The organism is Methanobrevibacter sp., assembly GCF_045539575.1.
GTDB lineage: Archaea > Methanobacteriota > Methanobacteria > Methanobacteriales > Methanobacteriaceae > Methanocatella.
Genome location: NZ_JAZQFM010000072.1, coordinates 1 through 9578 on the forward strand (window position 1 = coordinate 1; position 9578 = coordinate 9578).

Annotated in this window: 12 protein-coding genes and 1 pseudogene; 8 read left to right on the forward strand and 5 right to left on the reverse strand. The window is 34.2% G+C overall.

The genetic code is table 11. The annotated features are described in order from the left end of the window. The first annotated feature begins 246 nt into the window (after positions 1-246). Together ACKI30_RS08975 and ACKI30_RS08980 are read left to right on the forward strand one after the other, a co-directional pair. Entirely contained in the window at positions 247-1167 is a 921-nt protein-coding gene (locus ACKI30_RS08975) for a DUF2121 domain-containing protein (RefSeq protein WP_407411765.1), read from the forward strand. Positions 1168-1179: 12 nt separating this feature from the next. Then, on the forward strand, positions 1180-2112 hold the full coding sequence (locus ACKI30_RS08980) for an MBL fold metallo-hydrolase (protein ID WP_407411767.1): 933 nt from the start codon (positions 1180-1182) through the stop codon (positions 2110-2112). On the opposite strand, the gene aroC is transcribed toward ACKI30_RS08980, so the two are convergent. The 3 genes from aroC to ACKI30_RS08995 are packed head-to-tail and all read right to left on the reverse strand — an operon-like array spanning position 2101 to position 4370. Then, on the reverse strand, positions 2101-3195 hold the full coding sequence (aroC, locus tag ACKI30_RS08985) for a chorismate synthase (RefSeq protein WP_407411769.1): 1095 nt from the start codon (positions 3193-3195) through the stop codon (positions 2101-2103). The two genes, ACKI30_RS08980 and aroC, sit on opposite strands and share 12 nt — an antisense overlap. Before the next feature lie 39 nt (positions 3196-3234). After that, positions 3235-3885: a hypothetical protein gene (locus tag ACKI30_RS08990; RefSeq protein ID WP_407411771.1), complete on the reverse strand. Its 651-nt coding sequence runs from the start codon at positions 3883-3885 to the stop codon at positions 3235-3237. Further along, a complete protein-coding gene (locus tag ACKI30_RS08995) occupies positions 3882-4370 on the reverse strand; it encodes a DUF6932 family protein (RefSeq protein ID WP_407411773.1) in 489 nt (162 codons plus the stop codon). Before ACKI30_RS08995 ends, ACKI30_RS08990 begins: the two co-directional genes overlap by 4 nt. 237 nt (positions 4371-4607) lie before the next feature. Here ACKI30_RS08995 and hemB point away from each other — a divergent pair, with 237 nt between their 5' ends. The 6 genes from hemB (at position 4608) to ACKI30_RS09025 (ending at position 8578) form a co-directional block, all read left to right on the forward strand. Beyond that, positions 4608-5609, forward strand: a complete 1002-nt coding sequence (gene hemB / locus ACKI30_RS09000; protein ID WP_407411775.1) for a porphobilinogen synthase — start codon at positions 4608-4610, stop codon at positions 5607-5609. A 1-nt stretch (position 5610) separates the two neighbouring features. Continuing rightward, positions 5611-6489, forward strand: a complete 879-nt coding sequence (locus ACKI30_RS09005; RefSeq protein ID WP_407411777.1) for a triphosphoribosyl-dephospho-CoA synthase — start codon at positions 5611-5613, stop codon at positions 6487-6489. Between the two features lie 13 nt (positions 6490-6502). Next, positions 6503-7057 (forward strand): DUF3795 domain-containing protein, encoded by a 555-nt coding sequence (locus ACKI30_RS09010; RefSeq protein ID WP_407411779.1) that lies wholly within the window; start codon positions 6503-6505, stop codon positions 7055-7057. A 4-nt stretch (positions 7058-7061) separates the two neighbouring features. Continuing rightward, positions 7062-7442 (forward strand): putative zinc-binding protein, encoded by a 381-nt coding sequence (locus ACKI30_RS09015; RefSeq protein ID WP_330009095.1) that lies wholly within the window; start codon positions 7062-7064, stop codon positions 7440-7442. Between the two features lie 221 nt (positions 7443-7663). Continuing rightward, positions 7664-7927, forward strand: a complete 264-nt coding sequence (locus ACKI30_RS09020; RefSeq protein ID WP_407411781.1) for a hypothetical protein — start codon at positions 7664-7666, stop codon at positions 7925-7927. 324 nt (positions 7928-8251) lie between these two features. Continuing rightward, positions 8252-8578: a hypothetical protein gene (locus tag ACKI30_RS09025; protein WP_292740169.1), complete on the forward strand. Its 327-nt coding sequence runs from the start codon at positions 8252-8254 to the stop codon at positions 8576-8578. Positions 8579-8776: 198 nt separating this feature from the next. On the opposite strand, the gene ACKI30_RS09030 is transcribed toward ACKI30_RS09025, so the two are convergent. After that, entirely contained in the window at positions 8777-8956 is a 180-nt protein-coding gene (locus tag ACKI30_RS09030; protein ID WP_407411783.1) for a transposase, read from the reverse strand. Between the two features lie 84 nt (positions 8957-9040). Beyond that, positions 9041-9578: pseudogene (locus ACKI30_RS09035) on the reverse strand (IS1182 family transposase); the annotation flags it as partial.

Consider the following 9578-nt stretch of genomic DNA (forward strand, 5'->3'; position numbering starts at 1 on the left):
ATATATGTTATATTAAATATTTAAATATATTGTTTAAATATAATTCTACTTTCTTTTTATTTTCTTTAAGTAATTATAAAATCTTTTTTAAATAATTTAGTAATGTTTATTTGTTATTTTATGGAAATGATATTTTTTAAATTACAATTTTTTCTTAAACTATTTAAAACATGATAAATATAAATATACTCATATAATAAATTTTTGATATTTTAAACTATTAAAATATCTGATTTAGGGGATATTATGAGCTTAATTATCGCTTACATTGGAAAAAAAGGATGTGTAATGACTGGAGATAAAAGAAAGATAGGATATTTTGGTGATAAACAAAATTTAGAAGTATTAGAAAAAGAACTGTATGAAGGTAATATTAGCGGTGACGATGAATTTATAAATCGCGCAACCGAGCTAGGCATTTCCATAAAAATTACAGATGATGCAAGTAAATTGAAGATAGTTGGAAATGCTGTCAGAGGTGAAGTAAGTACAAAAGGAACCTTCGAAACAAAACGTAGGAGAATTTACGGTACTACCAACGGTTACCAAATTGTTGAATTGTTAGGCTCCGAACAGAAATCACGTAAAGCTGGCGAAAAAGGAATTATAATATTTGGAAACAATTATGCTAAGCAGCTTGCCCAAGGCCTCATCCAAAAGAAATGGAAGGCTTCCCAAAGCTTAAAGTATATGGGTGAAGTGTTTGAAGAAATTTTAGCTGAAGTTTCATCAAAAACACCAACTGTCGGTGACAAATTCGATACTTTAATTCAACAACCTAAATACAATCCCTCTGAAGCTCAAAAACACCTTAATATTACAATTGATAATGATATTAAAGTATTGATTAAATTCAGACAAGACTTAACTGAAAAATTAGTTCAGCAAAGCATTGCAATTGACATGGCAAACAAAATCATTGACAAGGGAGATGTCGGTAAAGTAGTCTCCATTGATGGAAACATGATACTGGTTCAGCTAAACGACAAGACACAGGCAATGGACGGAAATTGGAAACAGCTTGCAGGTCCGGGCCAAAACGTATTGATGTTTTGTGAATCAGGCACCGTGAAAATAGGAGATAAAGTTGTCATTGAAAATGAAGATTTATGCCTTAAAAAAGATAAATCCTCTCTCAGTTGCGATATAATCTTATGTTCATTGTGATTGGGGGTTTAAATGAAGATAACATTTTTAGGCAGTGGTGGTGGAAGGTTTTCCGCCATTTCACAGCGAAGAATGACCGGAGGGTTCAGGATTGATAATTTGGGTGGAAAGAATTATCATATAGACCCAGGTCCAGGAGCTTTGGTCAGAACATATCAGTTTGGATTTGACCCTCGTAACCTGAGTGGTGTTTTTGTAACCCACGCCCACACGGACCATTATAACGATGCGGAGATACTTATTGAGGCTATGACCCGTGGTATGACACGTCAGTTCGGTACTATAATCGGAAGCGAAAGCGTTTTGAACGGTTATGAAAAGTGGGGTCCGTGCATTTCTAAATACCATCAGTCCAACTCTGAAAAGGTAGTTTTAAAGCCGGGTAAGGAAAGTCTTGTAAATAATATTAAAGTGAAGGGAACCAGAACCAATCACGGCGATCCAACAGGATGCGGATTCCAGATTGACTACAACGGGTTTAAGGTTTCTTATACTTCAGACACCGGATTTTTTGAGGGTTTGGTTGAGGACCACAAGGGCGCTGACATATTGATAGCCAGCGTATTGAGGCCGGGAAATAAGACAATCAACGGACACATGTGCACACGCAATTTCATCGATTTAATCAATGAGGTCAATCCAAAAGTAGCGGTGATGACACATTTGGGTCTTAAGATGATATCCAGCAATCCTGTAACCGAAGCCAAAAAGATTTCAAAGCAAACAGGTGTAAAAACAATTGCTGCATTTGACGGTTTGTCATTTAACGTTAATTACAACAATCCGAAAAGATTCAGATTGATTTCTTTAAAGGATGTTGACTCACCAAGTCACAGTACAAATCATAAAATGTTTGCAAATGAAAGAAAAAACTCCTATCAACTGGCTTTCAAGCACAATGAGTTTGATGAAGTTTCTTTCATGAAAAAAAAATTAAAGTTCTAAGTTTGTAGGATGAATGAATCCTGAACGAATCATATGGTCTGCAAGAACAATTGCAGTGCTTGATTCGGCAACCACTGTCACTCTAGGGCAGATGCAGGGATCATGTCTTCCTTTAATTTCTATTTTTTCGTTTTCCATTTTTTCCAAATTAACTGAATCTTGACATTTTGAAATGGATGGGGTTGGTTTAACTGCAATTCTTGAAACGATTGGCATTCCATTGCTCATTCCGCCAATGATTCCTCCTGAATTGTTTGTTTTTGTAGTAATTTTATCATTTTCAATTTGGTATTCGTCATTTATCTCGGAGCCTGTGCGGTTTGCAACATCAAATCCAAGACCGATTTCAACTCCTTTGACAGCTCCAATGTTCATCAGAATTCTTGCAAGGTCTCCGTCTAACCTTTCAAAGACAGGCTCTCCAAGTCCTTGCGGAACTCCAACAGCTATTGTTTCAACAATTCCTCCAACGGAGTCTCCTTCCTGTTTTTTGGCTAAAATCAGTTCTTCCATTTCGGATGCAGCACTTAGGTCTGCACATCTGACGGGATTCTTTTCTATGTTTTCTTTGATTGCATTGAAGTCTTGAGGCTCTGCTTTAATGTCTCCAATTTGTGTCACGTGGGAAATTATGTCAATACCTTTTGTTTTTAAAAGTTTTTTAGCTATTGCACCGCCGATTACGTGGCCGATTGTAACTCTTCCGCTTCCACGGCCGCCCCCATTGTAGTCATAGTTTCCGTATTTCATCATCCATCCGAAGTCACCGTGGGATGGGCGTGGTGTGTATTTGAACATGGAATAGTCTTTGGAATGTTGGTTTTTGTTGAAAACAACTCCTGTGATTGGTGTTCCGTCGGTTTTTCCTTCAAAAATTCCGGATAGTATTTGGACTTCATCAGATTCCTTGCGGGGAGTTGTTACGCTGCTTGTTCCTGGTTTTCTTTTATCAAGTTCCTTTTGAATGTCTTCTGCTGTCAGCTCAAGGTTTGCAGGGCAACCGTCTACAACGGCTCCAACCGCAACGCCGTGGCTTGCTCCAAAACTTGTTATTGTGAATTTTTCTCCAATTGAATTTGACATGGTAAGCCTCTTTTTAACAATTGTTGTAATATTTGTATTTCAGACATTTAAATTTTCACAAATATTTTTACATTGTTGCAGAGTTAAACTGCATTTTAATGTTCCCATTTCAGTATCAAGAGTAAAATCTGCATTGTTTTTAATAATTTCACAGATAAATTCTTTATAGTTTATCAATGCTTCGTTACCATTTGGACCGGCTTCTTTTTTTAGTTTTTCAATGTTTTCCCCACAGTTAATGAAATCAAATATTTTCATCAATCCTTTTTTACGTGATGATGTTCTTTTAACATCTTCTTCTGTAGGGTTAGGGAATGAAAATGTGATATTGTAAGACCCTTTTGAGATTTTTTCAATGAGTAAATCTTCGGGTGTAGTGAAATTCATATCTATAAGATTAATCGTTGAATTTTTTGCAGTATTAAATTTAAGGCTTAATGAATACATATTGTTTAATGATAAGGGTTTATTCAATGTTTTACCTTCTAATTTTAAATTGATTTCGTTTAATTTTTGAATAAATTTGCACCTATTGTTTTTATAAATATCATAAACATATTTTATGGTTTCGTAATTTCCTTTTGTACCGATAGATTCGGGGTGTTCCTTAAGATATTCATCAATTTCATCCAAATCTTGTTTTATTTCATTCAAATATTCATCATAGTCTTCTATTGTTTTAAATTTCATAACTTCACCTCAATTAAATGTACAATTCCTTTTGGGATCTCATTTTTGTCGCTGCCAAATAATTCAGTCAGTATTCTTAATTTGGCGATTAGATAAGCCATATACTTTTTTTCATCAGATGCTGGAAATCTATAAATTCTCCAAGAATGACATAATCCTTTAGTTTTTGATTTGGAATTATTAATAAGGTCATCAACTTTTTGATAATTATTATTTTCATCGACTTTTTTCCCATCAAATTCAGTTAAACTGTCAATATCATTGGGATTTTCTTTTTTTGAAACAAAACTCCCATCAATCCAGTGGTCAAGAAAATAACCGGTATCTATTATTTCTCTTAAGTGTTTTTCATATTCTTTAAATATATCTTCCCTTTTAACTGATTTTTTACAAAAATTTTCTTTAAACTCATCAAAAGTCATGTTATACATTCCATAGGGAAGATATCCGTTTTCATCAAAACCGTTAAATTTTTTCATTTTCATAGTATCACATAAAAAATTTAACAGGTACTTGTATTTCATTATATAAAATGCTGTATATAAATATTTTTTTCCAAACTTATCCCATTGTTATTCCAAGCTTATTTAAGACTATTATATGAGTTTAAATCAATTTTACACGCATAGTACAATTTTTTGAAATAAGGGCAATTTTTCTAAATGAGTGCAATTATAAATTTTTAAATAATTATAAAACATAACTATTACCAAGTGATAATTATGGAATTTCCGACAACAAGAATGAGAAGATTAAGAAAAAATGCTAAAATTAGAAATATTGTTCGTGAAACAAAGCTTGAAAAGGATGATTTAATCTATCCTATTTATTTTAAGGAAGAACTGGAGGGCATGGAAAAAGAAGAAATTTCATCCCTTCCTGGAGAATTCAGATACTCACTGGATGCAGGAGTTGAATTTGCAAAACAGCTTGAAGAAAAAGGTTTAAAATCAATCATAGTATTTGGAATTCCTAAAGAGGAAACAAAAGATGAAATAGCTACTCCTGATTATTCAGCAACAGGTATTGTTCAAAAGGCTGTAAGAAGGCTTAAAAAGGAAACAGATCTTGTTGTAATAACTGATGTATGTTTATGCCAATACACTTCTCATGGACATTGCGGAATGATAGTTGAAAACGAAGACACAGATGACGGAATTGAAATATTGAATGACGAATCTCTTCCATACATTGCAAAAGTCGCACTTTCTCATGCTGAAGCTGGTGCAGACATTGTAGCTCCATCCGACATGATGGACGGTAGGGTTGGTGCAATCAGACAGACCCTGGATGACAATGGTTATTACAATGTAATGATTATGTCCTATTCTGCAAAATATGCATCTGCATTCTATGAACCGTTCAGGGTTGCTGCATGCTCATCACCTCATGCGGGAGACAGAAAATCCTATCAGATGGATCCTGCAAATGCTGTTGAGGCAATCCGTGAATGTGAACTTGACGTTATTGAAGGATGTGACTTCCTGATGGTAAAACCTGCACTTCCGTACCTTGACGTTGTTCGCATGGTTCGTGATGAGTTCATGCTTCCTTTGGTTGCATATAACGTAAGCGGTGAATATGCAATGCTTATGGCAGCTATCGAAAAAGGATTTTTAACAGAACGTGCAATTTTAGAATCTCTACTCTCAATAAAAAGGGCGGGAGCAGATTTAATTATCACCAATTTCGCACCATACTTACTTTTAAACGAGTTGATATAAAATGGATGCTAATGAAATAGCAAAAATAGCTCAGATTGCATCAGCGCTTGAGGTCAGCGGATATCCAAAACCTGGAAATGTCCACAGGACCCGTGACTATGATGATATGGTATTTGAGGATTTTGTAATAAGTGGTATTGTTATAGGGGATACAATTCGTGAGGCATGTACCGATGTGGATGTTGAAAACCCTGAACTCGGTAAATACATCCTTCAGGCAGTAGCCGAAACCGACAGGTGGATTAAAAACAACACAAACCTTGGAATCGTCATGATGACAACTCCTATTGCAGTTGCAGCGGCAATCAGTGACTCATTTGATGATATTCGTGAAAACGTAAAATTGTTGATGGGAAACACTTCCGTTGATGATGCATGCGACTTGTATGATGCAATCAACATTGCCGATGCCGGCGGAATGGGAGATCAGGACGAATATGATGTTGCAAGCGACAATGCTAAAAATGAGCTGAGGGAAAACAGCCAGACAATGTATGATGTTTTAAAAATCTCCGCTCCATGGGACATGCTTGCACGTGAGATGACCTCAGACATGCCTGCTGTTTTTGAAATCGGTTATCCTACCTATCATGAATTAAGGGATGAAAAGACCCAAAATGAAGCATGTGTCCTGACATTCCTGACAATATTGTCTCAGGTTCCCGACACTTTGATTTCAAGAAAATACGGTTCAGACGAAGCTTTAAAGATATCCATGATGACAAGGGATTTATTAAATCTTAAGGACAGTGAGGATTTCATGGAAAAGGTCAGTGAATTCGATGAGTTCCTTTATAAGAATAAATACAATCCTGGAACCACTGCTGATTTGACTGCAGCATCAATCTTTGTAAGTTATCTGAAATCCAATTTTGAATAACTTTTTGAGCATCATGTCTAAATCAGAATTTAAAAGAAAGGATAATCTGTTCTCGTTATGCGGGTTGAATTGCAGCCTATGTCCGAATCTGGTTCGAGGTAACTGTCCTGGCTGTAGAGCTGGCAGTCACTGTGCTACAACATGCCAATTTGCACCATGCAGCGTTGAACATGGGGACGTTGATTACTGCTTTGAATGCGAGGAATATCCCTGCAAGCATTATGATGGAGTTGACGAATATGACTCCTTGATCACCCATTTCAATCAGCTCAAGGACATGGAAAAGGCAAAAAGGATTGGCATTGAAAGTTATCATGAGGAGCAGCTAATCAAGATTGAAATTCTCAAAAAGATTTTAGACGAATATGACAATGGCAGAAGAGATGTGTTTTTCTGTCTGGCTGTTAATTTATTGGAAATTGATGATTTAAACAGCGTCATTAATGAAACAGATGATTTGGCTGAAAATATGGATTTAAATGAAAAATCAGACTTGATGAAGCAAATGCTGATTGACTGTGCTTCAAAAAGAGGAATATCTCTTAAGCTGAGAAAAGGGAAATGGTGATCTTATGGCAGAAAAAATAGCACTTGCATCCTGCAATGGAATGAGTCCAAACGGTTTGGTATCACGTGTTGCAGTGGGGGACTGCAAAAAGGAACATGATAATGTAATATCCATTTGCATGGGTTCGACTTCAGCAGACATTGAGGGGCAGAACAATGAAATGCTCATGAAATATCCGATAATTGCCGTCAACGGCTGTTCAGGCGGATGTGTCAACAAGATTCTGGAAAACAAGGGAATTCATGTAGCTGGCACAATTGGTGTCGGTGATGTTTTAAGCGACTTTGAAGTATCTGCAAAGGATCCCTTCAGATTGGATAGTGAAGCTGAAGAATGTGTAAAAATAATTGTCGAAGAATTAAATAAATTGATAAGTGAAATGTAATGCTTATTAGTTTTTTTATTTTTTTTTTAAAAAAATTTATTTTTGTTTGTTAAATTGTCTTTTAATTAATAAATTGAGCTTATTTTCTTCAAAAACTTTATAAATGGTATGATTTAAAATATTTAATAAATATTGTCATTTGTTTCGGTTTAATTTTAGTTTCTTTGTAATTTAGAAAATTATTTATAGTATACTAAGTATACTATCATTGGTGATAGTATATGATGACTAAAACTATTAAGATTTCTCAAGAAACTCACGATTTGCTGTCTGAGCTAGCATCAAAAAATGACACATTCAATGATGTTATAACATTCTTAATAGATTACTATCGTGAAAATGAGGAATTTTTGGATAAGCAAGCTGAAGCATATAATGAGGATATAAAAAACTTTGAAAAAGGAAATTTGGATAATGTGTCTGAGATAACATTATCTGACCTTGAAAAGAGAATATCTAAATTAGAAAATGAGCTTAAAAAATGAAATACCTACTTTTCGAGAATGATAGATTCAAAAAATTTTTTAAAAACACCAAAATCCATTTAGTTTTGATTTCAAAGATTTGACCAGCACTAAATGCCCTAAATGCCATAGGGCTAGAGTAGGTAGTTATGGGATAATTTTCTATATCTCTGAAAGCAATCATCGAATTGAAATCATCGATATAATTCCAAGAAGAAGTAATTACAAAATTTTTTAATGTATTGTTTATGTTATAGATTAACTATTTAAAGAATTAAGATGAAAGATATTATTAACAAGAATTTCTATTGTTAGATTTTCAAGTTTTGACTAATGGTGAGGAAAATGGAGATAAAATATAATAAAAACGCAAACAATCCTCCTTTAATTGAGGATTTAGTTAACGAACTATTAAAAGATGATTTCGTACACTTTAAGGTATTATGTGCAAATGAAGTACACCATTTCAACAAAGAAGAAGAAACAATTATCGAGTTTCAACAAACCTACTTAAAAGAAACCAGACCTAACGGCGATATGTTATACATTGCATACCCTGACATATTCAGAGTCAAATTATACAGGGATATGGAACAATATCTTGAAGATGAAAGGAGAGCTGACGCTTTCAACGATGATGACGACTGGACAGGAAACAGAATTATATTCTAATTCCTTTCACTCTTTTTTTTAATTTTGAGGATGTGACGCAAAATTTTTAATTGAATTTTGTGTTTTTGATTTTTTTATAGTTTTTCTTATTTTTAGTTGTTTTTTCTGTTTATTTCGTTGTATATTCTTTTTAAGTTATGTCCGATTGTGTATAGTTTGAATTCTGTGTTTGTGTTTTTTATTCCTGTTGTGGTGAATTCATGGAGTTTTCATGTTTTGTTTTATGTGTGCAAATGGTAGTTCTGCTGTTTTTGATCGTTTTTTGTAGATTTTTTGTGCCCAGTCTGTTTCCATTTTCCGTTGCATTCTGATTTTGGAAGGGTTTCTATAGTCTTGAATTGTTCTGTAGTTCTTTTTCTTGCAGCAGATTTCTTTCATTATGCAGTTTTTGCATTCGTTTGTCCAATAGGTTATTCTTGGTTTGTTTTTGTATTCGTATGTTTTTCTTCGATATAAAATTTCTCACAAGGGGCAGATATAGGTTTCTATTTCTGCATCGTAAGTGAAATTGTCTTTTTGGAATGGTTTGTCCCATAGTTTGTACTTTTTTTCTTTTCTTGAGAGTTTTCTTGTGGATATGTATCCATCAAGTCCTTTTTCTTCGAGATATGTTGTGTTTTCATCTGTGGAATATCCATTATCAGCACTGAATTGGAAATTAGAAGGCATTTCATCGTAAATTCCTTCTAAATTGCTTTCTAATTGTTCTATTGATGGAATTAGTTCGAAATGGTCTGTTGGATTTTGTGTTACGTATGATGAAAGTATTATTCCTTTGTATTCGTCTACAATGATTTGTGCATTGTAATCCCATTCCCATTTGCCTTTTTTATTTAGCATTAAGCGAGCATCGGGGTCATTAATGCCAATTACATCTTTTGGTGACTCTTTTACTTTTTCTTCGAGTTCATTGAGTTTTTTTAAAACTTTTTCTGGATCTTTTTCCGCCTGTTTTAAAAGATTTAAACTTGAAGAACGAAGTTTATCTTTGTTTTGATTA